General features: G+C 69.0%; 19 protein-coding genes. 13 read left to right on the top strand and 6 right to left on the bottom strand.

Going from position 1 to position 26,175, the window contains the following annotated elements; genetic code table 11:
- Window positions 1-687, bottom strand: a 687-nt coding sequence (locus AC37TH_RS16030) for a hypothetical protein (RefSeq protein ID WP_490765346.1), incomplete at its 3' end; no start/stop codon positions are given.
- Complete coding sequence (locus AC37TH_RS16025; protein ID WP_490765345.1) at window positions 651-1,811, bottom strand: hypothetical protein; 1,161 nt, start codon at window positions 1,809-1,811, stop codon at window positions 651-653. The genes AC37TH_RS16030 and AC37TH_RS16025, both read right to left, overlap by 37 nt.
- A gap of 91 nt (window positions 1,812-1,902) precedes the next feature.
- On the opposite strand from AC37TH_RS16025, the gene AC37TH_RS16020 reads away from it, so the two are divergent.
- Genes AC37TH_RS16020 through AC37TH_RS16000 form a run of 5 tightly spaced genes read left to right on the top strand, consistent with a single transcriptional unit; the run spans window position 1,903 to window position 7,938 of the window.
- Window positions 1,903-3,462 (top strand): DUF2142 domain-containing protein, encoded by a 1,560-nt coding sequence (locus AC37TH_RS16020; protein WP_490765344.1) that lies wholly within the window; start codon window positions 1,903-1,905, stop codon window positions 3,460-3,462.
- A gap of 30 nt (window positions 3,463-3,492) precedes the next feature.
- Window positions 3,493-4,227 carry a glycosyltransferase family 2 protein gene (locus AC37TH_RS16015; RefSeq protein WP_490765343.1) on the top strand — a complete coding sequence of 245 codons (735 nt, stop codon included), beginning with the start codon at window positions 3,493-3,495 and terminating at the stop codon, window positions 4,225-4,227.
- A gap of 2 nt (window positions 4,228-4,229) precedes the next feature.
- A complete protein-coding gene (locus AC37TH_RS16010) occupies window positions 4,230-4,607 on the top strand; it encodes a DUF2304 domain-containing protein (RefSeq protein ID WP_490765342.1) in 378 nt (125 codons plus the stop codon).
- A gap of 6 nt (window positions 4,608-4,613) precedes the next feature.
- Entirely contained in the window at window positions 4,614-6,236 is a 1,623-nt protein-coding gene (locus AC37TH_RS16005; protein ID WP_490765341.1) for a DUF2142 domain-containing protein, read from the top strand.
- A 25-nt stretch (window positions 6,237-6,261) separates the two neighbouring features.
- The gene (locus AC37TH_RS16000; protein ID WP_490765340.1) at window positions 6,262-7,938 is read left to right on the top strand and encodes a DUF2142 domain-containing protein; all 1,677 of its coding nucleotides are present in this window, start codon (window positions 6,262-6,264) and stop codon (window positions 7,936-7,938) included.
- Here AC37TH_RS16000 and AC37TH_RS15995 read toward each other — a convergent pair.
- Both AC37TH_RS15995 and AC37TH_RS15990 read right to left on the bottom strand, forming a co-directional pair.
- The gene (locus AC37TH_RS15995) at window positions 7,913-8,902 is read right to left on the bottom strand and encodes a glycosyltransferase family 2 protein (RefSeq protein WP_490765339.1); all 990 of its coding nucleotides are present in this window, start codon (window positions 8,900-8,902) and stop codon (window positions 7,913-7,915) included. The genes AC37TH_RS16000 and AC37TH_RS15995 overlap by 26 nt on opposite strands.
- 2 nt (window positions 8,903-8,904) lie before the next feature.
- On the bottom strand, window positions 8,905-11,382 hold the full coding sequence (locus AC37TH_RS15990; RefSeq protein WP_490765338.1) for a glycosyltransferase: 2,478 nt from the start codon (window positions 11,380-11,382) through the stop codon (window positions 8,905-8,907).
- A 160-nt stretch (window positions 11,383-11,542) separates the two neighbouring features.
- On the opposite strand from AC37TH_RS15990, the gene AC37TH_RS15985 reads away from it, so the two are divergent.
- Window positions 11,543-12,907, top strand: a complete 1,365-nt coding sequence (locus AC37TH_RS15985; protein WP_490765337.1) for a hypothetical protein — start codon at window positions 11,543-11,545, stop codon at window positions 12,905-12,907.
- 5 nt (window positions 12,908-12,912) lie between these two features.
- Window positions 12,913-14,418, top strand: coding sequence for a DUF2142 domain-containing protein (locus tag AC37TH_RS15980; protein ID WP_490765336.1), 1,506 nt, complete (start codon window positions 12,913-12,915; stop codon window positions 14,416-14,418).
- A 52-nt stretch (window positions 14,419-14,470) separates the two neighbouring features.
- Here the strand turns inward: AC37TH_RS15980 and AC37TH_RS15975 are convergent, their stop codons facing one another.
- The gene (locus AC37TH_RS15975) at window positions 14,471-17,413 is read right to left on the bottom strand and encodes a rhamnosyltransferase WsaF family glycosyltransferase (RefSeq protein ID WP_490765335.1); all 2,943 of its coding nucleotides are present in this window, start codon (window positions 17,411-17,413) and stop codon (window positions 14,471-14,473) included.
- A gap of 54 nt (window positions 17,414-17,467) precedes the next feature.
- Here AC37TH_RS15975 and AC37TH_RS15970 point away from each other — a divergent pair, with 54 nt between their 5' ends.
- The 6 genes from AC37TH_RS15970 to AC37TH_RS15945 all read left to right on the top strand — a co-directional run bounded on the left by AC37TH_RS15970 (window position 17,468) and on the right by AC37TH_RS15945 (window position 23,980).
- Window positions 17,468-18,565 carry a glycosyltransferase family 2 protein gene (locus tag AC37TH_RS15970; RefSeq protein ID WP_490765334.1) on the top strand — a complete coding sequence of 366 codons (1,098 nt, stop codon included), beginning with the start codon at window positions 17,468-17,470 and terminating at the stop codon, window positions 18,563-18,565.
- A 147-nt stretch (window positions 18,566-18,712) separates the two neighbouring features.
- On the top strand, window positions 18,713-20,101 hold the full coding sequence (locus AC37TH_RS15965; RefSeq protein ID WP_490765333.1) for a glycosyltransferase: 1,389 nt from the start codon (window positions 18,713-18,715) through the stop codon (window positions 20,099-20,101).
- A 47-nt stretch (window positions 20,102-20,148) separates the two neighbouring features.
- A complete protein-coding gene (locus tag AC37TH_RS15960) occupies window positions 20,149-21,045 on the top strand; it encodes an ABC transporter permease (protein ID WP_490765332.1) in 897 nt (298 codons plus the stop codon).
- 2 nt (window positions 21,046-21,047) lie between these two features.
- Window positions 21,048-22,307, top strand: coding sequence for an ABC transporter ATP-binding protein (locus tag AC37TH_RS15955; RefSeq protein ID WP_490765331.1), 1,260 nt, complete (start codon window positions 21,048-21,050; stop codon window positions 22,305-22,307).
- A 33-nt stretch (window positions 22,308-22,340) separates the two neighbouring features.
- Window positions 22,341-23,183 carry a glycosyltransferase family 2 protein gene (locus tag AC37TH_RS15950; RefSeq protein WP_490765330.1) on the top strand — a complete coding sequence of 281 codons (843 nt, stop codon included), beginning with the start codon at window positions 22,341-22,343 and terminating at the stop codon, window positions 23,181-23,183.
- Window positions 23,153-23,980 carry a glycosyltransferase family protein gene (locus tag AC37TH_RS15945; protein ID WP_490765329.1) on the top strand — a complete coding sequence of 276 codons (828 nt, stop codon included), beginning with the start codon at window positions 23,153-23,155 and terminating at the stop codon, window positions 23,978-23,980. Before AC37TH_RS15950 ends, AC37TH_RS15945 begins: the two co-directional genes overlap by 31 nt.
- Before the next feature lie 36 nt (window positions 23,981-24,016).
- Here AC37TH_RS15945 and AC37TH_RS15940 read toward each other — a convergent pair whose 3' ends face one another.
- A complete protein-coding gene (locus tag AC37TH_RS15940) occupies window positions 24,017-26,095 on the bottom strand; it encodes a cell wall-binding repeat-containing protein (protein WP_490765328.1) in 2,079 nt (692 codons plus the stop codon).
- Window positions 26,096-26,175: the final 80 nt, after the last annotated feature.

Here is a 26,175-nt window from a genome sequence, read left to right as displayed (position 1 = left end):
CGCCAGCTTCGCGGGGAGCGTCGCGTCTCTCGTGCGGATGGTCACGTCGCCTCCCCACGCTTTCACCGCTGCGCAGACCGCTTTCGGCGATGTCGTGTCGAGGGCGTACGAGTACGGGCGGATGGGGTCTCCCGTGCTTCCGGCCGACGCGCCGAGCAGCCACAGGTTGGCGAAGCCGTCCGCCTGCCAGTCGAAGTAGCCGACGAGCATGTTCTTGGCGTCCGCCGGGTCGTCGAGGGCGAACATGGTCGACAGCAGGACGTCCCCGGAGGCGACCCCTGTGCCGCCGAGGATGTCCGCGTATGGGAACAGGGAGCCGGCGGTCGGCGGCTTGGGCAGCACGCTCCCCGCGATGGCCACGACCGTGATGAGCACGCCCGCCGTCGCCGCCGTCTTCGGCCAGACGGCGAGGTCGACCCGCGACAGCCTTTCGAGTGCGAGGCCGATTGCTACCACGAGCAGCAGGATGCCGCCGAACCAGACCAGCTTGGCCGGGTAGTACCCCCACCAGTACGCGGACGCCTGCTGTTGGGTCCCGAGGTAGGCGTACAGGCCGGCGAGCGACACCGAGACGGTGACGACGCCAGCGAGGTCCGCACGCGTTCCGGCCGTGCGCGTCGTGACGGCGGTGACGGCGACGCTCAGGCCGATCATCGTGAACAGCAGCGCGGGCGAGACGGGAGCCATCGACCCGCCCTGGGCCAGAGCCCGGCGTCGCGGCGCAGGTCTGGCAACGAGGCGAGGACCACGTAGACGAGCAGTTGCAGGGCAGCCACCGCCAGGATGGTCCAGGACAGCCAGCCGTATGACCGCGGGCGGCGAAGAATGAGGCGGATGCCCGCCACCGCGGCGAGCGCGAGGGGCACGACGGCCAGGAACGCCCAGAGGGCGAGGAGCACCGTCGTCATGGCGAGCAGGACGGCGACGGCGATCACCGGCGCCCGTGCGCCGCCCGCCAGGCGAGCCAGCTCCCGAGGAGGCAGGCGATCGTCGGCATGACGTTGTAGAAGCCGAACTCGAACGAGAACCCTGCAACGAACCAGGATGCGATCAGCGCCGACCCCAGAACGGCCCCGATGGCACGGAAGACCGGGTGCTCCGGCCGGATCGTCTGGGCGACGACCAGGCCTGCGAGCAGGCTGGTGACGACCGTGGCGAGCGCGAACATCCCGGCCATCGCGGTGATGTCGTGCTGGAACAGGTCGGTCTGGCTCGACACCGGCCCTCCCCGGCGCCATGCCGGCGGCCAGCAGGATGGCCGTCATCGGCGACGAGTTGGGGTGCAGCGACGGGATGAGGCCCTTGTCGTCGAGCAGGAATCGCGCGGTGACCATGTTCCAGACGGCGTCGCTGCGCATCGCCCAGGAGAGGGCGTCGCCGTGACGCAGCGCCGGGAGGATCGCGAAGACGGCGCCGACCACGGCGGGGACCACAGCCGCGGGGAGGACGCCCCACCAGACGGCGCGGCCGGGCAGGCGCAGCCGGTCGCCGCTCACCGCCACGAGCACCAGACCGGCCAGCGCGATCAGCAGCAGGACCAGCAGGTTGCCGGTGAAGACGCTCAGCCCGATCCGGTGGAAGATCCTGATGGCGAACGCCTCGACCGCGAGCGGCACAGCGATCGCGGAGACGACGCCGAGACTCCAGCCGGCGAACGCCGTGACCCCCGTCGCGAGGCTGAGGGCGGCGGCCGCGGCGAGGACCCAGACGGTCCAGCCTGCGCCGACGGCGACTAGCCCGATGGCGACCGCCACGGCCAGGACGGCGACCACCCACCAGCGGGAGGCCGGTCGACGGATGATATCGTCCACTTGTTCCTCTCCGATGGAGCCGTGTCGTTCGAGAACCGAACCTACCTCACCGGCCGGGCCATCGGCCATCAGCACGACGACAGGACGGTGCATGACCCAGCACGACGGGGACGTCCGCCCCGCTCGCCGCCCGCTGACCGTGTTCGGCATCGCCTTCGGGCTGCTGTTCCTCCTCATGGCGAGCTTCTCCGTCGCCACCCCGCAGGGGGCGAGCCCCGACGAGCCTGCACACGCCATCCGCGCGTACGCCGCCGCGCACGGCGAGCTGTGGGGGGCGGAGTCCGCGAGCATCCCCGGCACCATCGACCAGACCGTGTCGACGTACTTCGCCAAGCTGGAGTCGCACATGCCGTGCTTCAAGCGGAACGTGGCGGTCACGCCGTCCTGCGTCACCCCCGTCGAGAACCCGGATGCGCCGACCACCGGCCACTCCTCGACCACCGTGAACACACCCGTGTTCTACGTGCTCGTCGGCTGGCCGACGGCGTTCCTCGACGGCGCGAAAGGGCTGTACGCGATGCGGCTCGTCAATGCGCTGCTCTGCTCCGCCCTGCTCGCCCTGGCCTTCACCGCGTTGCGCAGCCTCCCTCGCTCCCGCTGGGCGCTCGGTGGTCTCGCCGTCGGCGTCACCCCGATGGTGCTGTTCCTCTCCGGGACCCTGAACCCGAACGGGATCGAGGTCGCCGCGTCCGCCGCCGCGTTCGCTCTGCTCCTGCTGACCTTCGGAACCCCGGCCGCCGGGCGATGGCTGGTGCTGCGCATCCTGGGGGTGGTCGTGGTGAGCCTGCTGCTGGTCAACACCAGGAGCATCGCCATGCTGTGGCTCGCCCTCGCATTCGTCATCGCACTGCTGCTCGGCAGACGGGACGTGCTGCGGGCCGTCTTCCGCTCGTGGCTCACCTGGGCCGGTATCGCGGTGATCGGCGCCGTCGCCATCGCCGCCGCCCTGTTCTACCTGCGGCCTCGCTCGCTGACCCCCGGCTACGCGCCGGTCGGCGCTGGGAGCAGCTGGTGGCAGGGCTTCTCGAACACCATCGACGCGACCTTCGACTTCATGGTCGGCTGGATCGCCCAGTTCGGCTGGCTGGAGATCCCGGCGCCCGCGCTCACCGTCGCCGTCTGGGCGACGATCGGCGGGATGGTGATCCTGATCGGGTCGACGATCGGACCGCGGAACGTGAAGATCGGCGCCCTGCTGCTCGGGCTCGCCATCGTGTTCGTCCCGCCGTTCTCGCAGGCCGCCGTCATCCACGACGCCGGATACATCTGGCAGGGCAGATACACCATCGCACCCGCCGTGCTCCTCGTCATCCTCGCCGGGATCGGCCTCGACCACGCACTGCCCGCGACCGGCAGACGACTCACCGCGGTGATGCGTGTCTCTGTCGTGCTGCTCGCCATCGCCCAGCTCGCGGCGTTCCTCTGGATGCTTCGCCGCTACGTCATCGGGCTCCAGCAGAACCTCACCTGGATCGACCTGGTCAGGGCGCCCCAGTGGCAGCCGCCGGGCGGATGGCTGCTCGTCACCGTCGTCTTCACGATCGCGACCGGCCTGTCCGCCTGGTTCCTGATCACGGCACTCAGCAGGACGTGCGAGAATATCGAACCGTCCGCGGCCGTCGTTCCGACCGGCCGGTCTCACCCGCTCTGACGCTCTCACCGATCTAGTACGTTGACTTCCATGCCCTTCGATCTCTCTCAGACGCTGATCGTGATGCCCGCCTTCAACGAGGAGGCATCCGTCGCAGCCGTCGTCACCGAGGTCTACGCCAAGCTTCCCGGCGTGACCTGTCTCGTCGTCGACGACGGGTCGACAGACGACACCGCGCGCGTGGCCAAGGAGGCCGGGGCCCTCGTCGCATCCATGCCGTTCAACATGGGCGTCGGCGGCGCCATGCGCCTCGGCTTCCAGTTCGCCAGGGACAACGGGTTCTCCGTCGCCGTGCAGATCGACGCGGACGGCCAGCACGATCCAGGCAACGTCCCTTCGCTGCTCGCCGCGCTCGACCAGGCCGACCTCGTGATCGGCGCCCGTTTCGCCGGAGAGGGAGACTACGCGGTCCGCGGACCTCGGCGCTGGGCGATGAACGTGCTCTCGAGCGTGCTCAGCCGCGTCGTGAACACCCGCCTCAACGACACCACCAGCGGGTTCAAAGCCAACGGCCCCCGGGCGATCGACCTGTTCGCCCACTCGTTCCCTGCCGAATACCTCGGCGACACCGTCGAGGCGCTCGTGATCGCCGCCCGCGGCGGACTGCGCGTCGCCCAGGTGCCCACCTCGATGCGCCCCCGCGCCGGTGGCCAGCCGTCGCACAACCCGATCAAAGCGGCCGTCTACCTGGCCCGCGCCTTCATCGCCCTCGTCGTCGCGCTCATGCGCCCGCGCACCGCCATCAAGGAAACGGCAACGGCCTGACCATGTCGATCACCAGTTACATCTTCGGAATCCTCGCCGCCCTGCTCACCCTCGGGGTGGTGATCGAGATGCTGCGCCGCGGCCGGATGCGCGAACGTCACGCCATCTGGTGGCTGGTCGCGGGCCTGCTCGCGCTGATCATCGGCGTCTTCCCGAGCATCCTGGACTGGCTGGCCGGTCTGGTCGGCGTCGGCGCGCCCGTCAATCTCGTGTTCTTCGTGAGCATCGCCGTGCTGTTCCTGGTCTGCATCCAGCACAGCTCCGAGCTGACAACGCTCGAGAGCAAGACGCGCACGCTCGCCGAGCGCAGCGCACTGCACGAGCTGAGGATCGCCGAGCTGGAGCAGCGCATCGCCGCTCTCAGCGACGAGAAGGAGTAACACCCGGTGAGCACCACCGAGACCACACCGCCCGCCACCTCCAGCCGTTCCTCCGCCTCCAGCAGTTCCGTCCCCTCCGCCGGCCGGGGAGAGCGGCCGCGGGTCTGGCGCGCCTTCCTGGTCGTCTGGGTGCTGCTCTCCGCCCTCTGCGCGAGCTGGGCGATCGCGACGCCGCTCGGGGCCTCCCCCGACGAACCGGCGCACATCGTCAAGGCGGCGAGCGTCGCACGCGGCCAGTTCATCGGCACGCCGTCCGCGGACGGCCACCGGGTCACCGTGCCGGAGTATGTGGCGCGCACCCAGCACGACACCTGCTTCGCCTTCCATCAGGAACGAACGGGCGCGTGCGGACTCGCTCCGCTGGCCGACCCAGGCGCGCTCACCGAGTCGTTCACGACGGCCGGCCTGTACAACCCGGTGTACTACCTGCTGGTCGGCTGGCCGACACTGTTGCTGCACGACACCTCTGGCATCTATGCAATGCGGATCGTGAGCGGCATCATCACCTCTCTGTTCGCCGCCCTCGCCTTCTCTGTGCTGTGGGGTATGAGACGGCGCGCCATCCCGGTCCTGGGTTTCGCGGTCGCTGTCACGCCGATGCTGCTGTTCCTCGGCGGATCGGTGAACCCGAACGGCATCGAGGCGACCGCGACCCTCGCCGTCTTCGTCGGCATCCTCGCCGTCGTGCTCGACCCGGACAGGTCCAGGCTGCTGTCCCGCGCCATGATCGTGATGGCTGCAGGCATCGTCGCCGTCAATGCCAGAGGGCTCTCGCCGCTGTGGGTGCTGCTGGCGATCCTCATCCCCTTCGTGCTCCTCCGGGGCCGTGACCTCGTCGCCCTGCTGAAGAAGCCGGCGGTGATCGTCGCGGCGTCCGGGGTCGTGCTCGGCACCATCGCCGCCCTCGCCTGGACCGTTGGCACGAACTCGCTCCTCAACGCCGTCGAGAATCCCGACCAGACGCCGCAGAGCTACATCGGCGTCGGCACGAATCCGCTCAGCGGCTTCTTCATCACGCTCGTGCGCACCACGGAGTACAGCCACGGCCTGATCGGCCTGTTCGGCTGGCTCGACACAGCTGCGCCCCCCGAGGTGTACTTCATCTGGAGCGCCTTGATCGGCATCCTGCTGGTCGCGGCGCTCGTGCTCCTCCGCTCCAGGATGCTCGCCTTCGCCTGGGTGCTGTTCGGCGCGTTCATCCTGATCCCGCCGATCGTGCAGGCCGCTTACATCACCGGTGGCGGCGTCATCTGGCAGGGCAGGTACAACATGCCGATGTTCCTGTGCATGATGGTCGGGCTCGCGGTGGTGCTCGGCAGGCGTATCTCCGTCGACGGAACGGCGACGACCTGGCGGCGCTTCGGCTGGCTGGTCGTGATCGTGATCGCGTTCGGCCAGGTCTACGCCTTCGAGAACACACTGAAGCGCTACTCGGTCACCCCCATCGGGTCTCTGAAGCAGTTCCTGTTCGGCACACCGCCGTGGGCGCCCCCGGGAGGCAACCTGCTCTGGATCCTGGTGTTCACGGCGCTGATCGTGGTGGGGGGCTGGCTGGTGCTGCGCTCGGTCGGACGGGTCGCCCGCGCCGACGCGCTGACAGCAACAGCCGCTGCGCCTGTCACGATCTGACCGTCCGGTCGGATATCGTGACCTCATGGGAAACCCACAGGCGGGCAGTGACACGGTTGCGCCCACCGCCCGTCCGGCCCGCCCGCGTCGTTCCGTCCCGCTGACTGCGTTCTTCGGCGCCTGGGCCGTGCTGTTCGCACTGACCGTCGTGTGGGCCTTCGCGTCCCCGCCGTCCGCCTCTCCGGACGAGCCCGCCCACATCGTGCGCGCGGCGAGCGTCGTCCGCGGCGAACTCGTCGGCACGCCGTCGCCGGCCGGCCACCTCGTCACCGTGCCCCGCTACATCGCGGAGTCGCACGCGGTCACCTGCTTCGCGTTCAACCCGACGGTGACGGCGAACTGCGCGTACACGCCCGCCGCGGACTCCTGGCAGGACGTCCTGGCCCCGACGACGGCCGGGCTGTACAACCCGCTCTACTACGCGCTGGTCGGCCTCCCCTCCCTGGTCTTCCACGATGCGAGCGGCATCTACGCCATGCGCATCCTGAGCGCTCTGCTCACGACACTGTTCGCCGCGCTCGCCTTCGCCATCGTGTTCACCATGCGCACCCGCCGGCTGCCGCTGCTGGCGTTCGCGGTCGCCGTCACCCCGATGGTGCTCTTCCTCGGGGGATCAGTGAACCCGAGCGCCCTCGAAGCGACGGCGACGCTGGCCGTGTTCTGCGGGATGCTCGCGATCGTCCTCTCCCCCGACGATTCCCGCCTCACCGGACGCGCCGTCGTGGTGATGGCCGGGGCGGTCGTGGCCGTGAACGCGCGAGGGCTCTCGCCGTTGTGGGTGGCGCTCGCGCTGGTCGTCCCACTGCTCCTGCTCACCGACCGCGCCGCGCTGACCTCCCTCCTGCGGCGGAGAGCGGTCATCGTGCTGATCGCGGTCGTCGCGGCAGGGACCATCGCCGCCGGGCTCTGGACGGTGGGGACGAACTCGCTCGCGAACGCCATCGAGCACCCGGACCAGGCATTGTCGTTCCCCGGCATCGGGGCGTCGCCGCTGGTCGGCTTCACCAAGGTCTTCGTCGGCACGATCGGCTACAGCCAGGGGCTCGTCGGCCTGTTCGGCTGGCTCGACACTCCCGCTCCCGACGTCGTGCTCTATCTGTGGGGGCTCGCCATCGGCGCCATCGCGGTGGGCGCGATCGTGGTCCTTCGCCGCAGGAGGCTGCTGGTCGCCTGGGTGATCGTCGCCGCCTTCCTGCTCTGCCCTGCCATCGTGCAGGCCGCGTACATCCACGGCGGCGGCATGATCTGGCAGGGCAGGTACAACCTGCCGCTGTTCCTCTGCCTCATCGTCGGTCTCGCCGTACTGCTGGGCGACACCGCGTTCGCTCGCGCGTCGTACGCCTGGCGACGCATCGCCGTGATCGTGGTGGTCGGGGCGGTCGGCGCGCAGTTCTGGGCGTTCACGACGACCCTGCGGCGCTACGCGGTCGGTTCCAACGGTTCGATGCGTGCGTTCCTGTTCGGGCAGCCGGTGTGGGCGCCGCCCGGCGGCGTCTGGCTGTGGCTGGTGGCCTTCGGCGTCGTGCTCCTGGCCGCCGGCGCCCTCCTGCTCCACGTCACCGCGTGGTCACGGCAGGCGGAACCGGTCGCGGACGCGGTCGAGCCGACTCAGGACCAGGAACAGGAACCGCTTCCGGAGGCAGAGCAGCCGCGCGAGCCGCAGCCGGCAGTGACACTCACGCCGGCTGGAACAGGTCTCTGACCACGTCCATCCAGCCCTGGCTGGCCAGCCGGGGATACGCGCCCCCTGCCGCGAGCCTGAGCACAGGCACGAACCGCAGCACCCTGTTGTCCGGCAGCTGAGCGCGGGTCGCCTCGAACGCGGCCTTCTCCTCGGCCAGCGCCGCCTTCGACGAATCGACGCCGTCCGCCCCGCGCAGGCTGTCCGCCAGGATGCGCGACCGCTCGGCGAGCATCCTGTTGCGGTCGCCGCGCGCGCCGAGCACACGACGGATCTTGTGGCCGATGGTCGGGTCGCCCGCGCCGATCTGGTTGGCGGAGTGCCTGCGGTATCTGGTCAGCGGCTCCTCGCTGAGGTCGAGCCTGTCGCGGGCGGCCGCCTGGATCGCCAGCCACTCGTCGTGCACCCAGGCCGGCGGGAACGGCGCGCACGCCGCCACCAGGTCGCGGTGCACCATCGCGGTGGCCCCCGTGGCGATGTTGCGGCGGACGAACACCGAGAACGCGCGACCGGAGTGCACCGCCATCCTGTCGTCCTCCGACACCTCCAGGGCGCCGAAGATCGTGCCGCCGACCGGTGCGCCGTCGTCGTCGATCAGGGTCGCGTCGGTGTGCAGGAAGCCGAGGCCCGGCCGGGCGACGAAGCTGCCGACGAGCTTCTCCAGCTTGCGCGGCTCCCACTCGTCGTCCTGGTCGCAGAGCGCGATCAGCTCGCCGGTGGATGCGCGGAGGGCCTGCTCGAAGTTGGCTGTCACGCCCAGCGGTGTCGCGTTGCGGAGCAGCATCAGCTCTGGCGCCCATCCGGTGGCCGCCTCGTGCGCCCGAAGCTCCTCCTGCAGCATCGCGACGGTCGCGTCCGTCGAGCCGTCGTCCGAGACGACGAGCTGCGTCGGAGGCAGCGTCTGGGCGAGCACGCTCGCCACCTGCCTGCGGATGTACCTGGCGCCGTTGAACGTGCAGAGCGCGACGGAGACCGTGACGGCCACGGCTAGCGTCTCCCCAGCCTGCTCCGTACCTTCTTGGCCACGACGGCTGGTCCGCCGTTCTTCATGTAGTGGAAGAACAGCCCGACGTCGTGACGGACGCCGTGCTTCTTGCGCCTGGTCGTCGCCTTGCGCGGTGCTCCGCCGGTGCCGACCACGCCCTTCGCGACCAGGTCGGCGGCGTGCCGGGGGTCGGCGACGAAGTCGACGAGCGGCGCGAGGACGACGCCCCAGAAGTAGCGCTTCCGCACCCGCTGGATGTTGCGCTTGGTCGACGCGATGAACTTCTCGTCGTAGAGCACGGTCTCCAGGGCCGCGGCGAGCGCATCCACGTCGCCGGACGGGACGACGACGCCGAGCTTCTCCTCCTCGACCAGCTGGGCGAAGTGGTCGCCGGCCGTGACCACCATCGGCAGCCCGGCCCACAGGTAGTCCAGGATGCGCGTGCGGAACGAGAACGTGGTCTCCACGTGCGAGAAGTGCGTGCTGACGCCTGCGTCGGCCTCGGTGAGGTAGTTCTGCCTGTCGGCGTAGTCGACCCACGAGCTGTTGAAGAAGACGGAGCGATCGAGCACTCCGAGGTCGCGGGCGAGCCCACGGGACTCCGCGACGATCGCCATCTCCGGCACCCCGGGATGCGGGTGCTTGGTGCCCTGGAAGAACAGGCGGACGTCGTCGTGCGTCTCCGACAGCTTCGCCACGGCGGAGATGAGCGACTTCGGGTCGAACCAGTTGTACAGTCCGCCGCTCCACAGCAGGAGCTTGTCGTCCGCTCCGATGCCGGGCAGGACGCCCTTCAGCACATCCCGTTCGTGCACGGGCGCCGTCTCGGAGAGGCCGAACGGCACCACGTCGATGAGGTGGTCGAGGTCCGGGTCGTCCGCGTAGTTGGCCGGGTTGATCCGGCCGAGCGCGGCGAGCTGCCCGAGATAGAAGTGCCGCTGGCGCTCGGAGGCGCAGAGGAAGAAATCGCCGCGCTCCAGCTGCTCGTTGAGCACGTCTGTCGCATCCAGGACCTGCTTGTCCCACTGCTCGCGGCCGAGCTCCCTGCCCTGCTCGAGCTGTTCGAGGTGCATCGGGTCGTAGACGTCGGCGACGATGATCTTGTCGGTCTTGCGGAGGCTGTCGAACAGCGCCATCGCGAGACCCTGGAAGACGATCACGTCGCTCTCCCGTTCGAGCTTGCGCATCGAACGGTCGTCTCCCGGCCGGATGTGCACGATGTCGAACGGCGCGGACACCGGCTCGACGCCGGAGAGCGAGACGAGGGTGACCAGGTTGTCCTTGGCGAGCGCCTCCGCCATGCTCCAGGCGCGGATCGCCGGACCCGCCATCTTCACGCCGATGGGGTCGCCGGTGATGATCAGCACGCGGGTCACCTCCGGGGTCTCGGTCACCGGGAACGCCGTGACGAGCTTGTCGTAGCCCTCCAGGTAGTGCTCGGCGGTGTACGACGGCGCGTCCGTCTCGCCGAACAGCGACCAGAGGCGGCTGTCGGAGACGACGCGGGTGCGCTGGATCTGCTCGCGCGACTCCACCAGCGACGGCAGGTGCTCGACGAACTGGTCGATCGCGTAGACGGCGGCGACCGTCTCCTTCGAGATCTCCATCGTCGGGTCGTTGGAGGCGCCCTTCCGGAGGTCGAACGAGGTCGAGTCGAGCTCGCCCTTCGCGACGCCGCGGCGGACGGTCAGCGCGAGCGTCGCCGGCAGGGCGTTGGCAAGCGCCTCGTCTCCGAGGTTCTTGTACTGAGTGAACAGTGCGTTCCGTTCGAGGAGGTACGTCTCTTTGAACGCACCGAACGACGACATGGATGCGTGGTGCTTGTGATAGGCGAGCGACGCCGGCTCGTAGACGTAGCGGTGGCCGAGCAGGTTGAGCCGCCAGCCGAGGTCGACGTCCTCGAAGAACATGAAGTAGCGCTCGTCGAACCCGCCGAGCTGCTCGTAGACCGAGCGGCGGACGAACATCGCCGATCCCGTGCCGAACAGCACGTCGTGAGCGACGTCCGGCGTGCTCGGCACCGGCTGCGCCGTCAGCGGCTTGTACCCCTGACCGAACCAGGTCATGGCCGAGCCGATGAAGTCGACGTTCTGGCCCTCCCAGTCGAGCACCCTGCTGGCGACGGCGCCGACGGAGGCACTGGACTCGAACCGCTCGACGGCGGCGCGCACCCAGGCCGCATCCGGCTTGGCGTCGTTGTTGAGGAATGCGACGTACTCGCCGCTCGCCTCCTTGACGCCCAGGTTGCAGCCGCCGGCGAAGCCGAGGTTGGACTTCGACTCGATCAGCAGCACGTGCGGGGCGGCGGCCCGGAGGCGCGCGGCGCTGTCGTCGCCCGAGGCGTTCTCGACCACCACGATCTCGAGCCGGTCGGCCGGCCAGTCGAGGCGGCCGAGATGTTCGATGGCGGTGAGAGTGTCGTCGGTACCTCGGAAGTTGACGAGGACGACCGAGACGACCCCTGGTCGCGTTGCAGGCATACGGTCCTTTCGCATGGGCGTGTGCGCCCGCCAGCTTACCAAGGCGGGCTGGACCGGCCGCGTCGGCCGCCCCTCCCAGCGTCGGATTGCTAAGCTGGCGCAGTTCGCCGCCCGGTGAGACCCTCCGGTGAGACCCACGAGCGTAAGGCCGCACATCAGTATGGATATCGAGTCCGAAGCCCCGGCGGGGCGACGAGGCTTCTTCGCGCGTCTGTTCTCGCGGAGCGCGATCGCGCCCGCGATCCTCATCATCGCCTCGCTGCTGGTCGGCATCGTGCAGGTGCCAGGCCACCGGGGCGTCTCCCCCGTCGACGAGTACGTCTACATCGACTACTTCGCCAAGATCAGCCACCAGTTCACCGTGCACCGCGGTGAGGAGACCGGCACGTACGCGCGCCAGGAGCTCGGCTGCCGAGGGCTCCGCCTGCTCGCGCCGTCCCCGGATGCGCGCTGCACGCTCTCCAACGCGAGGAATGCCGAGCTGTTCCCGTTCCACGGCGCCACGTCGGCGTACATCTACACGCCGCTCTACTTCGGCATCACCCGTGTCATCGCCGAGCCGCTGGTCTGGATGGGGGTCGACCTCGTCGACGCCGGACGGTTCGTCGGCGCGATCTGGCTGGCCGCAGCCGCCCTGTTCCTGTACCTGGCGCTGCGACGGCTGAAAGTGCATCCGGTCGCCGCGACGGGTGTCGGACTGCTGATGATCGGCTCGCTCCCCGCGTACTGGTCGAACACGTACATCAGCACGGATGCGACGGCCCTGTTCGCCGGTGGTCTCATGCTCTACCTCGCCACCGTCGCCGACAGGCGAAGCGGCTACGTGTGGTTCGCCGCCGGCGCCGCGTTCGTGACGATGCTGAAGGTGCAGAACCTCGCGGCCGTCGCCGCTGCCGTGTTCTTCCTCGTGATCCGTGCGGCCATCGACGCATACCGGAACCGCGCGTCCAAGGCGAGCTGGATCGGCCGCACGTTCGCCGACGGCCGGACCATCACCGGCATCGTCTCCGTGGTCATCGCGATGGCTCTGCAGCTCGCGTGGACCGTCTACAGCTCCGCCTCCGCCGTCGGCCCCGCCCCCGACATGGGCAAGGTCCGTCCGCTCGGCATCACGTCGCTGATCCTGCAGTCCGGGCTCTTCATCGACGGGTCTGCGCGCGGCGTCGGCGACACGACCACGTTCCTCAAAGGCCCTGGGCTCATCTCGAACTACGCGGTCGCCTGGGTCACCATCGCCGGCGTGATCGGGCTGCTCATGGTCGCCCGCTGGGGCGGCCGTCGCGCCACCCTCGCCTGGGCGACGTTCGCTGCGGCCCTGATCTCCGCCCCGCTGCTCTCGATCGTGACGTATGCCGCCCTCGGCACATACCCGGATCCGCCGCCCGCGCGCTACGGCGTCTCCCTCATCCCGTTCTTCCTCGCCTGTGCGGCCCTCCTCCTGGCGAAGCGGCCCGTCCCTCGCTGGATCATGGGCGGCGTCGGCGCGTTCGTCTTCGTCGCGTCCCTGTTCATCCCGCAGGGCTGACGGGGATGCGGTTCCCTCTGAGGCTGTTCGCCGGGGTCTTCGTCACCCTGTTCGTACTGCTCACGGCGTGGTCCCTCGCGACGCCGATCTTCTCTGTGCCGGACGAGGCGTCGCACACCGTGCGCGCGACGACCGCCGTGCGCGGGCAGATCGTCGGGGACGGCAAGTACTTCGAGGCGCCCGCCTACCTCTACATCCCCGGCGCTGGGAGCTGCTTCGCCGGGCAGCCGACGGTCACACCGGCCTGCGTCGGCTCCTCCGACGCCGCCCCCGGCGAGCTGCGGCGGTCCATCACGACCGCGTACACCAACAGCCCCGTCTATTATCTGGTCGTCGGCCTGCCGTCGCTGGTGTTCTCCGGCGAGGCGGCCATCCACGCCATGCGAATCTTCTCCGGCGCCATCGTCGCCGCTCTCCTCGCCGTGCTTGCCGCCCTGGTGCGCTGCTGGCCCGGGGCGCGCTGGACGCTGCTGCTGCCCGTCGGCGCGCTGACCCCGATGGTGTTCTTCCTCGGCGGCGCGATCAACCCGAACGCGGTCGAGCTGGCGTCGGCGGGAGCACTGCTCGTCTCGCTGCTGACGCTCGCGAAGCACCGCCCGGCCGGCTGGCTGCTCTGGCTGTCGTCCGTGACGGCCGTGGTCTCCGCCGCCCTCGTCACCGGTGGCCGCAGTCTCGGGATGCTCTGGCTGCTCCTCGTCGGCGTCTCCGTCGTACTGGCCATGCGCAGGGCGGACTGGCAGTATCTGCTGCGCCGCGCATCCACCTGGGTCGTTCTCGGACTGCTCGCGGTGGTCGGCGCCGGACAGCTGTTCTGGTTCACCCGGCCGGAGAACCAGGTGAAGGCGCAGATCGAGCCGACGCCCGGCAGCCTGTTCACGGTCGCGCAGACGATGCTGGAGAACTCGTTCTCATACTGGAAGCAGCTGATCGGCCTGTTCGGGACCGTCGACGTGCCGGCTCCGGATGTGGTCATCGTGATCTGGTTCGGGGTCCTGGCAGCGCTCGTCCTGTTCCCCGTGGTGCTCGGACGCGGACGGGAGCGCTGGATCGCGCTCGGCTTCGTGGCCGCGCTCTTCCTGATCCCGGTGGTCATCCAGGTGTCGCTGTGGCGCCAGGTCGGCGACGTCTGGCAGGGCAGATACATGCTCGCGATCGTGCTCGTGCTGGCGATCTGGGGCGGCATGGCCCTGGACAGAGCTGGAGTGGGCGTCGGATCGCGCAACACGGTCGCGGCGCTGAGGGCGACCGCCGTCGTGCTCGCCGTCGGGCAGTTCGCCGCATTCGCGTTCACCCTGCGTCGCTACGCCGCCGGCTCCACCTCCTGGACCGCCGCCTACCTCTCGCCCACCTGGCAGCCGCCGGGCGGCGTCATCCCGCTCACGCTCGCCGTCGCGCTCGCTCTAACCTTCTTCACCGTCGCGACTTACCGCGCCCTCCCGCGCCTGCTCGCCACGCCCGACTCCCCCAGCCCCGCGTCCCCCAACTCCGGGACCCCCAGCAATCGAGCCTGAACTTATGTACGCGACACGCCGTGTGTCGCGTACATAAGTGCGGAGTCGATGATCAGGGGGCGATGGTGCGGGGTGCGCTGGAGGGACGGGCCTCGGACTCCGGGTCGCAGAGGAAGTCGTAGAGGTGGTCGAGGGCGGCGTCCCAGTCGGAGTGGGCGGCGTCGATGGTCTGGATGCCGGCGGCCTGGATGGCGCGGCGCTTCTGCGCATCCAGCACCAGCTCGTCGATGCCGGCCACGACGTCGTCGTAGGTCATCATCGTCGTGCGCGCGTTCTCGTCCGGGTGGAACAGCCAGCGGAACCAGTCGGAGTCCGGCGCCACCATCGCGACCCCGCTCGCCATCAGTTCCAGCGGCAGGTACGACGGGTGACGGGAGATCTGCATGGTGACGCCGATGTCCGTCTCGCGGTACAGCCGTCCCGTTGCGCGATAGTCGAGCAGTCCGAGGTCGATGAAGTCGGCGCTCGGCGGCAGGTACTTCGCACCGGCGGCGATGATCCGCACCCCGTCACCGTGCCTGCGCTTGATCTCGCTCAGGGCGGCGAACACCAGTTCCCAGCAGTTGCGGAAGTGGTCGCGGGCGTACGCGAAGATCGTGACAGGCTCGTCGTCGCCGCGCTCGCGACGGCCGACGGGGTGGTAGATCTCCCTGTCGACGGCGGGCGTGAAGTAGGTCGCCGTGCCGCCGTACCCTCCGGCATAGATCGCGTGCATGCTCTCGGTGTTGCAGATGCCGTACAGGCCGAGCTTGTAGGTCTGCTCCGTCATGGCGAAGAGGGTGCTCGCCGGGTAGAACGACGGCTCGTAGTCCTGGATGAGGTAGAACTTGCGCGGTGTGCCCGGCGTCTTCGCCACATCCACCGCGGTCAGCCAGAACGTCGCGATGGCGACGTCGGCGGGAGGGACGGCCGCGATGCCGTCGTCGTCTCCGTAGTAGTTGCCGACCTCGGAGCCCGCGAGGCCAGGGAACGCGGCGACGATGGCCGACTCGTAGAACTCGTTGTTCGGGTGACCGTTGACCAGGAATCGGTTCATGACGCCGTGCTCGCGCGCGAGCTTGTCGGCGATGCGCAGCGTGGTGTTGACGCCGCCGAAGAACGGCATGTCGAAGCCGGGGAGCAGCCAGTTGATCGTGCGCACCTCGCGGCGGCCTGTCGTGCCCGCGTGGGAGCCGGCGACGGCCGCGACCTCCTCCTCGGAGATGGTCGCGAGCGACATCAGCGCAGTCGCGTCCTCCGAGATGGTCGACTTCTGCGCGTCGGAGGCGAACTCACGGCCGAGTCCGGACATGGCGAGCTGCAGCGGCGACGGGTCGTCCGCCGCGGCGAAGCGCGGGATCTCGGTGAGCCTGCACAGGTTGCGGGAGACGTACGGGTCGCCGGCGGCGAGCCACGGGTGGTATCGCCAGTAGCTCGCGAACGAGTCGGCGCGCGGTGCGTGCGCTCCGCGGGTCAGCGACTCGAAGTGGCGGACGGCGTCGAACGGGATGACGACGTTGCGGCGTCCCCGGATGATCTGGTCGAGACCCAGGACGACGTCGCTGCCGGTGAGCTGGAAGCGCTCATCGAACCCGCCGACCTCGTCGAACAGCTCGCGGCGGATCGCCACGCACGCCGCGGTCACCGCGAGCGTGTTCCGGTACCAGCGGACCGGCCCGAGAAGGGTGTCGCCATCCGGGTCCATGCCAGCGAACAGGTTGGCGGCGAACCCGCCAGGGCCGAGCATCACGCCGCCGTGCTGGACGACGCCCTCAGCGGTGCGGTGCTGGTATCCGACGGTGCCGACGCCCTCGCGGTGCAGCATCCCGACCAGTTCGCGCAGCCAGTCGGGGTCGACGATCTCGGTGTCGTCGTTGAGGAAGACGAGCACCTCGCCGTCGGTCGCTGCCGCGGTGACGGTGTTGACCCGCGAATAGTTGAACGGCTCCTCCGCCCACCAGACGTGCCGGATGGGCAGTCCTGCGTCGAGCGCCGTGTACCAGGCCTCGTGCTCGTCCGTCTCCCCTCCGTTGTCGACGATGGTGACGTCGAACGCGGGGTAGTCGGTGCTCGCGAGGCTCGGCAGCAACCGCTCCAGGTTGGCCGTTGAGTGCTTGCTGGGGATGACGATGGACACGCTCGGCCAGGTCTCCAGCTCGAACGCGACCCGCACGATGCCGTTGCTCACCTGCGCGGTGGCTGCTTCTCCCCGCTCGCGCAGCGAACGCTGCACCATCGCGGCGTCGGCCTCCGTCGCGCCGGCGATGGGACCTGCCGGCGTCGACAGCAGGATGTGCGGGATGAGCCCGACCACCGCATCCGACAGCTCCGTGCCGAGCAGGAGCTTCCAGATGCCGTGAGAATCGAGCGTGGCTCCGTCGTCGGCGAGCGCCGCAGCCGTGCGGATGGCGAACGCCCTGCCGAGGTAGTTGACGCCGAGCATGATCTCCGGCGACCATGCCGGCCGGAATCGAGGTGAGACCCGCTCGCCCGCAGCGGTGACCTGGTCGGTGTCGAACGCGATCACGCGGCGCACAGGGTCGACCCTGTGCTCCTTCGCGACCTGCTCGAGCGCGGCGGGGTCGAGGACGGAGCCTGCGGTCAGGAACAGGGCGAACTGCTCCTCCGCGCCGTCGAGCAGCTCGGCCAGAGGCGTGCCGGAGACGGCGACGATCGATCGGGAGCGCACGGAGCGCTGAGCAGCGACGCTCGCCACGGTGCGCTCGATCGCGTTGGTTTCCTGTTCATCCGGATGCGCCGACCTCTCCACCACGACGACGAACGTCGTCTCCGTGTGGTCGCCGGGCAGCGGTTCGAGTTCCGGCTGCTGCGCGCGCCACTGCGCGTAGTCGGTGAGGCCGGGGCCCTCGTAGCCGGGCTCGGCCTCCGGAGCGCTCAGCCCGTCTCGGAAGCTGCGGGCAGCTCCACGGGTCGCGCGGAGCACCCGGCGAGGGGCGGATTCGGGCGGAAGCATCGATCGGAACGCGCGTCCGGCACTGTCCTTCCAGGAGTTCATCCGGGCAAGTCTAGTGGCGGAGTCGTTGCTGCCGGTCATCTAGACTGTGCGGCGATGAGGCAGCAAGTGAAGTTGGCGATGACCCTGATGGTGCGCGACGAAGTCGACATCGTCGGTGCGATGCTCGATCACCATCTGCGGCAGGGCGTCGACGTCATCATCGTGACCGACAACGGCTCGGTCGACGGCACGTACGAACTGCTGCAGGGGTACGCGGAGCGCGGTGTCGTCGATCTGCGCAGCGACCCGGTGCACCAGAAGCAGCAGGGCGTCACCGTCACCCGCATGGCGCGCGATGCGAAGACGGTGCACGGCGCCGACTGGGTGATCAACGCGGACGCCGACGAGTTCTGGCTGTCCGTTCGGCCTGGCATCACTCTCAAAGAGGCGTTCGAGAACATTCCGCAGAGCATCCAGGCGTTCGACGTGCCGGTGCACGACATGATCGGCCCGGCCGCGCTCTCCGGCTCCGGCCTGCAGCGCCTCGCCTACCGCGACCTGCGCTCCGTCGACGCTTTGCAGCGGGTCGGCCTCAAAGCCCACGCCACCCACGACGCCGCCCACATCGGCGACCCGGACGTCGAGGTCGTGCAGGGCAACCATTTCGTCAGTCTGGAGAACCGCGGCCAGGTGCCGGACGGCTTCGAGGTCGAGGTGCTGCACTTCCCCTGGCGCTCGTGGGAGCAGTACAGCAGGAAGGTGAGGAACGCGGGCAGCGCATATGAGAACTCCCCCGACCTCACCCCCAGCCCCAACCACCACGGGATGCGCGACTACCGACGTCTGCTCGACGGTGTCCTCTTCCCCCTCTACCTCTGCCGGCACCCCGACGACGCCGAACTCGCCGCGGGCATCGCCTCCGGGGAGTACGTGCTCGACACGCGCATCGCCGAGACCGTCGCGTCCCCTGTGCCCGATGTCCCTGTGGACGACGCCGCGGTCGCGGACGAACGGGCCGTCGGCCTCGCCATCGCCGACCTCGATCGGAGGGTCTCCGCCGCCGATGCACGGGCGACCGCGCTGCAGTCCGACGTCGACACGCTGCGCGCCGAGAACGACGGGCTGCGAGAACTCATAGACCGGCTCACCTCCCGCCGCATCGTGCGGATGGCGGACGGCGCGGCCAGGATGCTCGGCAAGGGCAAGCACTGAGGGCTTCCGGATCACACCGACTTCCCCGATTGCGGTGGTAGCCTGCCGACGGCTTTCGTGCTCGGTGTGCCCGACGCGAGCGGAGAGCACGTCAGCAGACGCCAGGAGGGCCTGGCGCATCACGTGCAAGCAGGAGACCCTTATTCCATGACGTCAACACCGTCGCAGACCGAGACAGCCACCGGCAGCAGGCGCCGCATCCTGGTCGTCACTCCGGACACCCTCGGCGAATTGATGGCAGGGCCGGCGATCCGCGCGTGGGAGATCGCCAAGGCGCTGTCCGCGTTCGCCGACGTCCGCCTCGTCTCGACGAACAGGGCCGAGATCAGCTCCGACGCCTTCCCCGTGCACTTCGCCGACGACGACTCGCTGCACTCACACGTGGAGTGGGCGGAAGTGCTCGTCTTCCAAGGGCACATCCTGCGCACCCACCAGTGGATCAAGGAGTCGGACACGATCATCGTTGCCGACATCTACGACCCGATGCACCTGGAACAGCTCGAGCAGGGCAAAGACCTCGGCGCCGCCGACCGTCTCGCCGTCGCCATCGACACCGTCGAGGTGCTCAACGACCAGCTGGAACGCGCCGACTTCATGGTCTGCGCCTCCGAGAAGCAGCGCGACTTCTGGCTCGGCCAGCTCGCCGGGCTCGCCAGGATCAACCCGGCGACGTACGACAGGGACCCGAGCCTGCGCTCCCTGCTCGACGTCGCTCCGTTCGGCGTCGAGAACGACGCCCCCGTCCAGCGTGCCCACGGCATCAAGGGCACCGTCGACGGCATCGGCCCGGACGACAAGGTCATCATCTGGGGCGGCGGCATCTACAACTGGTTCGACCCGCTGACCCTGATCGAAGCCGTCGCGGTCGCGGCGAAGGCGCACCCCGACCTGCGCCTCTACTTCCTGGGCGCGAGCCACCCCAACCCGAACATCCCGACCATGCGGATGGCCGTCGAGGCCCGCAAGCGCGCGGAAGAGCTGGGGCTCACCGGCAGCGTCGTATTCTTCAACGACTCCTGGGTGCCGTACACGGAGCGTGCCGACTTCCTGCTCGACGCCGACCTCGGCGTGAGCACCCACTACGACCACCTGGAGACTGCGTTCAGCTTCCGCACGCGCATCCTGGACTACCTGTGGGCGTCGCTGCCGATCATCAGCACCGACGGCGACACCTTCGCCGAACTGATCCGCGACAACGACCTCGGCCGCGTCGTCCCCCCGGAAGACGTGGATGCGCTGGCCGCCGCCATCGAGGAGCTCCTTTTCGACGCGGACGAGCGCAAGCGCATCGCGGGCAACGTCGAGCGGTTCGCCGCCGGGATGACCTGGGCGACCTCGCTCACGCCGCTGCTCGAGTTCTGCAAGAACCCGTCGCCGGCACCGGACCGCATCCAGGGCATCGTCTCGGAGCGCAACCGGATCAACAACGACCTGCACAAGCGGATCGCCGGGCTGGAGAACAGCTCCTCCTGGCGGCTCACCCGGCCGCTGCGCGCGGTGATGGAACGCCTGCCCGGGCGACGCTCCGAGCTATAATCCATCGAGCCCGCGACCACAACACCCCGACACAGATTGACGACTGAATGACTGCACAGGATCGATACCTTGCGCTCTCCCAAGAGCGGATGGTGACGGTCGGAGGCGACAGCAAATCCGGATCGTGGCACTCGCTGCGTGAGATCTTCCGTCACCGCGAGCTCCTCTCCCTCCTCGTCCGCCGCGACCTGAAGTCGCGCTACAAAGACAGCGTGCTCGGCTTCGTCTGGACGCTGGTGCGTCCGCTGACGCAGCTGCTCATCTACGCGATCATCATCGGCCAGGTGCTCAGGGCTGCCAGCGGCATCCCCGACTTCGCGATCTACGTGTTCACGGGCTTGACCGTCTATGGGCTGTTCTCCGAGATCATCAGCGGCACGACCGCCTCGATCGTCGGCAACTCCGGGCTGATCAAGAAGATCTACCTGCCGCGGGAGATCTTCCCGCTGGCGAGCGTCGGGTCCGCCATCTTCAACTTCCTCATCCAGTTCGTGATCCTGCTGGTCGCCACCATCGTCATCGGCAAGCCGCCGCTGCACGCAGAGACCTGGTATCTCATCCCGTCCGTGCTGCTGCTGCTGGTGTTCGGCACGGCGTTCGGCCTGCTGCTGTCCGCGATCAACGTGTACCTGCGCGACGTGCAGTACCTGGTCGAGGTCGTACTCCTCCTCCTGTTGTGGGCGTCGCCGGTCGTCTACTCCTGGACGATGGTCAGGGATGCGCTGGGCAACTCCCTCGCGCTCGACATCTACACGAACAACCCGGTGACCCTCGCCGTGCTCGGCTTCCAGAAAGCCATGTGGGTCGGCGGCCAGGGCGTCGCGGAGTACCCGGACTTCCTGCTGCTGCGCATGGGCATCGCGTTCGTGATCGGCATCATCCTTCTTTTCGGTTTCCAGCGGGTCTTCTCCCGGCTGCAGGGCAACTTCGCGCAGGTGGTGTGACGATGACGACCAACATCACTCAGAGCGGCACGGCGACCGGCGCGGAGGGCGAGGCCCCCGAGGTCGTCCGCGTCACCGACGTCTCGAAGCGCTTCGTCATCCGCAAGGACAACTCGCTCAAGGAACGGCTCGTCGCTTTCGGCCGCGGACGCCAGCACCGCGAGGAGTTCTGGGCGCTCAAAGACGTCAGCATCACGATGCGCGCCGGCACCACCGTGGCCCTGATCGGCCACAACGGCTCCGGCAAGTCGACGCTGCTCAAGGTCATCGGCGGCATCATCGACCCGACCTCCGGCACCGTCTCGCGCCGCGGCCGGATCGCCGCGCTCCTGGAGCTCGGCGCCGGCTTCCACCCCGACCTCACCGGGCGGGAGAACGTCTACCTCAACGCCTCCATCCTCGGCCTCAGCCGGGAGCAGACGGAGGAGAGGTTCGACGAGATCCTGAGCTTCTCCGGCATCGGCGACTTCATCGACACGCAGGTCAAGTTCTACTCGTCCGGCATGTATGTGCGGCTCGCCTTCGCGGTCGCCGTGCACACCGACCCCGACCTGCTCCTGGTAGACGAGGTCCTGGCGGTCGGCGACGAGGCGTTCCAGCGCAAGTGCCTCGACAAGATCCGGTCCTTCCAGGAGGAGGGGCGCACGATCATCCTCGTGACGCACAACCTCAACCAGGTCACCGAGCTCGCCGACCGTGCCGTGCTGCTCAACCGCGGCAACGTCGTCTTCGACGGCGACCCCGGCCAGGCGGTCACCGAGTTCAGGAACATCCTCGAAGACCGTCGTGTGGTCGAGGCGGAGGCGGAGGCGGCCGTGCAGGCGACCAAACACCCCGGCTCCGTCGTCGAGAACGGCCGCGTGGTCGACGCCCGCGTGTTCGCGGTCGGCCGCGAACCCGGAGAGTCCGTGCAGCCGGGAGACGACGTGCGCATCGAGGTCACCCTCGAACACGACACCGGCATCGACGACTGGATGGCCGCCATCCAGATCGACAACACGATGGGCCAGCCCGTCTACGGCACCACGACGGCGCGGATCGGCGCGGAGCTGTCCAGGCTCAGGGAACGCCGCACCGTCGGCATCGTGCTCAAGGACGCCCAGTTCGGCGCAGGCAAGTACTTCGTCAACGCGTCCCTCATGGACAGCGCCGGCCGCCACCTCTCCGACCTGCCGCAGGCCTGCTCGTTCGACGTGCCGTACTACCCGCTGGCGGTCGGCGTCATCCACGCGGTCCCGGAGGTCGTCGACCTCTCCTCCTGACCACCCGCCAGCAGGCCGCCTCAGAAAGCACGCATGACTCCCTCCGTTCTCGTCGTCACGGTGACGTACAACTCGACAGATGCCATGCGCCCGTTCCTGTCCTCCCTGCCGACGGCAGGGTCGAGCGTCGCCGAGGTCATCGTGGTCGACAACGCGTCGGACGGCGCTGCCGAGACCGGAGAGCTGGTGCGGGCCGCCGGATACACCTTCCTGGAGCTTCCCGCCAACGAGGGATACGGCGGAGGCATCCGCGCTGGAGTCGACGCGGCCACGTCGAACCCCGACCTGATCCTGGTCGCCAACCCGGACGTCATCTTCCGACCCGGCGCGATCGACGTGCTCGCTGCCGCCGCGGGGGAGCTGCCGGGCGCAGGCTCGCTCGGCCCCAAGATCCTGGATGCGGACGGCACCGTCTATCCGTCCGCACGCCGCCTCCCCTCGCTTCGCACGGGCGTCGCCCACGCGCTCTTCGGGCGTATCTGGCCGGCCAACCCGTGGACGGTGCGCTACCGCGCCGAGCGCGAGACGGAGACCCGTCGCGCGGCCGGCTGGCTGTCCGGAGCCTGCGTGCTGGTCCGGGCGGAGGCGTACCGGGAGCTCGGCGGGTTCGACCCCGGATACTTCATGTACTTCGAGGACGTGGACCTCGGCGCCCGGCTCGGCAAGGCAGGCTGGCGCAACATCTACATCCCCGAGGCCGTCGTCACCCACACTGGCGCCCACTCCACCTCGCGCGACGCGCACACGATGGAGAAGGCCCACCACGACAGCGCATACCGCTACCTGTCGCGCAAGTACGCCGGGTGGTACTTCGCTCCCCTGCGCCTGGCCGTCCGCTTCGGCCTGTGGGGCAGACTCTGGTGGGTCTCGCGGTGAGTGCGTCGTCGTTCGCGCGCCGGGCCGTGTCCGCCGCGCGCTGGCGCTGGGCGATGGCACGCTACCGCGCTGGCCGGTTCCGCCCGCAGCGCCTCCTCGGCGCGGCACAGGGCGGCGAGGTCGCGATCATCATCTGCCTCTGGAACCGGAGGGAACGCATCGACGCGATCCTCACCCAGCTGGATGCGCAGAAGGACACCCGCATCCGGTTGCTGTTCTGGAACAACCAGCCCGCCGACGCCGCGTACTACCGCGAGCACATCGCCGCCTATCGCCCACACGGCGCCATCGCCGAGGTGAGCCTGTTCACGAGCGGGCTGAACGTGGGAGGCCTCGGTCGCTTCTTCGTCGCGCGGAAACTGCACCAGGAGGGCTACACCGGCGCGTTCCTGATGCTCGACGACGACCAGGACGTCAGCGACCATCTCGTCACCGACCTGCTCGCCGCCTCCGGCCCGCACACCATCGCCGGTTTCTGGGCGTGGACGATGGACGGCGACTACTGGGCACGCCGACCTGCCGAGCCAGGCGACCGCGTCAGCTACGTCGGCACGGGCGGCTGCGCCTGCGACATCGACATCGTCGCAGACCTGTCGTTCTTCACCGAGCTGCCCCGCTACTTCGCGTTCCTCGAAGACGTGTGGATGTGCGGCTACGCCCGCAAGCGCGGCTGGCGGCTGCGCAAGGTCGACACCCCGATCGAGTTCGTCCTCGACGAGACCAACCAGCACCACTCCCTCGGAGAGCTGAAAGGCGAGTTCTACCGGTATCTGCAGCTGGACGACAGCACCGCCTGACGCGAACCTCGCGTCAGACCGTCAGCGCCTCGCCCGTCAGCAGGGCTTGAACGCCATCGCGTCCCCGGACAGCACCGTCGTCCCTCCGATGAACACCACCTTCGTCGCCTTCATCTTCGCGATGTCGTTGCCGATCGCCCTCGGAACGCACCAGCCAGGCGTCACGAACAGCGGCCCGCGCGTCGCCCCAGCGAGGGTCGAGCCGGACAGCGCATCCGGGAACGTCATCCCCGCAGCGATGTAGACCGTGGTCGCGGTCGGGAACTTCGCCGCATTGATCAGGTGACTCGTGTCGAACCGGTCCGATCCGCCGATCCTCGTCGCAGCAACGCCCACGCTCGCCAGCGACGCCTCGAAGCCTCTGTCGACCGCGCTCGGGCCGCCGATCACCGTGGCCGTCTTCACCTTCGAGGTCGCGAGATACGCCGCGGTGGGCGCATCCACGGCCGGCGCACCCGTGACGAGCAGCATCGGCTGGGCTGAGACGCCCGCTGCCGCTGCCGCCGACAGGGCGTCGGGGAAGTTCGCGCCGGAGGCGAAGTACGCTCCCGTCGCGGAGGGGAACGCGAATTTCGCGAGTTGCCTCGACGTCTCGAACCGGTCGGAGCCAGCGACCCTCACGACGTTCGGCTGGACCGTCCTCAGCGCGGCGAGCACGGAGTCGCTGATCGCGGCTGGACCGCCGACGACCACGATCCGTTTCGGCGCAAGGCGCTTGAGCTCGGCGAGCACAGACGCGGGGACGAACCCGACGTTGGCGAGCAGCAGCGGGCCCTTCTGCGCCGCTGCGGCCGGGCCTGCGCTGATGGCGTCGGCGAAGCTGGCGCCGGACGCGATGTATGCGACCGGGACGCCAGCGGTCGGGTACGCCGCTTTAGAGACGGCGACCGACGTGTCGAACCGGTCGGCGCCCTGCACCCTGCTGGCGGTCGGGCTCCCGTTGATGCCGGACGAGAACAACACAGTCCTGCACCCGAAGGCGGAGTTGCCCGCACTGTTCCCCGCCGTCGCGATGGCCGTCACGCAGGCGGAGTACTGCCCGTCCCCGTTTCGCGGGATGCTCGCGGTGAAGCCGTGGTTGGCGCCGGCGAACGGGTATGCGTTGCCGACGTCCGGCCTGTTGCCGTTCGCCGCGACCGTCTGCGTCGTGACACCGGAGGGGGTGTTCCAGGTGATCTGCACGTTCACCACCGCCTGCATCAGCGTCTGGTCGATCGCCCATCCAGCGATGGAGAACGTGGACGCACCGAGCGCGGCCGACTCATAGTTGCCGATCGGGCTGGCGCCGCCCGTCGTCGGGCCGAACCAGTCCGTGTACAGGCGCCAGAAGTTGCGGTTGCCGTATGCAGAGCAGCCGTCACCGGTCCCGTACATGTTCGCGAGCGCCGCCGCATTCGGCTGGTACGGCGTGTAGTAGTAGAGCGCGGCTGTCGCGTTGTTCTGGATCAGCACGTTGCCCGCGCCGCACGCGGCGTTCGGGCTCCAGCGCACGGCGCTGACCTGGCCGACCGGGAACCAGGTGAACGAGTTGCTCGTGCCAGGAGGGTTGCCGTAGCGCTTGAACTGCCACGCCGCCATGTAGACCTGGTTATAGAAGCCGTAGTACTGGGTGTCGCACGCCGATGTGTCCGGGCACGCGTATCCGGTCGCCTTGTTGTACTGGCCGGCGGTCGGCCAGTCGTCGGTGACAAGACTCTGCTCCTTCTGCAGGAGCACGAGCAGCACCTTCTGGCTGATGCCGCACGCTGCGCCCACCTTGGCGATGATCGTCGCAGCAGTCTCGTTCGCGCCTCCGGTGTACGCGGAGCAGAGTGCATCCGCTCCCCTGCTGTACGTGCTCTGCCGGTAGTCCTTCAGGCAGGTGTAGCCGGCGCGGCACGTGGAGACCTGCGAGTTGAGGAAGGTCTGGATGGTCGCAGCGGTCAGCGCCGCACCGTTGTAGAAGTTGTAGTCGCTGATGATGTACCCGGCCCGGAAGTCGGACCCGACCGCGGCCTTCACCGGGCCGAGAACACTCGCGACTGCGGCGGACGGCCGGGAGGCGGACACCGCCTCCTGGGCTTGTGCGGGCGCCGCGAGCACTGCGCTTCCGAGCACCACGGCGATGGTCGTCATGAGCGCTGCGAAAAGGCGCGTGCGGGCGTGGCGGATCAACACATCGTCGAGCCTAGCCAGGATATGCAGCGTTTGTGCCC

This window comes from Leifsonia sp. McL0627 (assembly GCF_058244615.1).
The sequence above is the reverse complement of the archived record's forward strand: the minus strand, read 5'-3'. Positions and strand labels throughout refer to the sequence as shown.

Excerpts from the sequence above, each read along its gene's own strand:
- AC37TH_RS15955 (WP_490765331.1), top strand. The coding sequence starts at position 21,048 with ATGACGACCAACATCACTCAGAGCGGCACGGCGACCGGCGCGGAGGGC.
- AC37TH_RS15975 (WP_490765335.1), bottom strand. The coding sequence starts at position 17,413 with ATGAACTCCTGGAAGGACAGTGCCGGACGCGCGTTCCGATCGATGCTT.
- AC37TH_RS15985 (WP_490765337.1), top strand. The coding sequence starts at position 11,543 with ATGGATATCGAGTCCGAAGCCCCGGCGGGGCGACGAGGCTTCTTCGCG.
- AC37TH_RS15940 (WP_490765328.1), bottom strand. The coding sequence starts at position 26,095 with ATGACGACCATCGCCGTGGTGCTCGGAAGCGCAGTGCTCGCGGCGCCC.
- AC37TH_RS16015 (WP_490765343.1), top strand. The coding sequence starts at position 3,493 with ATGCCCTTCGATCTCTCTCAGACGCTGATCGTGATGCCCGCCTTCAAC.
- AC37TH_RS15960 (WP_490765332.1), top strand. The coding sequence starts at position 20,149 with ATGACTGCACAGGATCGATACCTTGCGCTCTCCCAAGAGCGGATGGTG.
- AC37TH_RS15980 (WP_490765336.1), top strand. The coding sequence starts at position 12,913 with ATGCGGTTCCCTCTGAGGCTGTTCGCCGGGGTCTTCGTCACCCTGTTC.
- AC37TH_RS15965 (WP_490765333.1), top strand. The coding sequence starts at position 18,713 with ATGACGTCAACACCGTCGCAGACCGAGACAGCCACCGGCAGCAGGCGC.
- AC37TH_RS15970 (WP_490765334.1), top strand. The coding sequence starts at position 17,468 with ATGAGGCAGCAAGTGAAGTTGGCGATGACCCTGATGGTGCGCGACGAA.
- AC37TH_RS16000 (WP_490765340.1), top strand. The coding sequence starts at position 6,262 with ATGGGAAACCCACAGGCGGGCAGTGACACGGTTGCGCCCACCGCCCGT.
- AC37TH_RS15990 (WP_490765338.1), bottom strand. The coding sequence starts at position 11,382 with ATGCCTGCAACGCGACCAGGGGTCGTCTCGGTCGTCCTCGTCAACTTC.
- AC37TH_RS16010 (WP_490765342.1), top strand. The coding sequence starts at position 4,230 with ATGTCGATCACCAGTTACATCTTCGGAATCCTCGCCGCCCTGCTCACC.
- AC37TH_RS15950 (WP_490765330.1), top strand. The coding sequence starts at position 22,341 with ATGACTCCCTCCGTTCTCGTCGTCACGGTGACGTACAACTCGACAGAT.
- AC37TH_RS16020 (WP_490765344.1), top strand. The coding sequence starts at position 1,903 with ATGACCCAGCACGACGGGGACGTCCGCCCCGCTCGCCGCCCGCTGACC.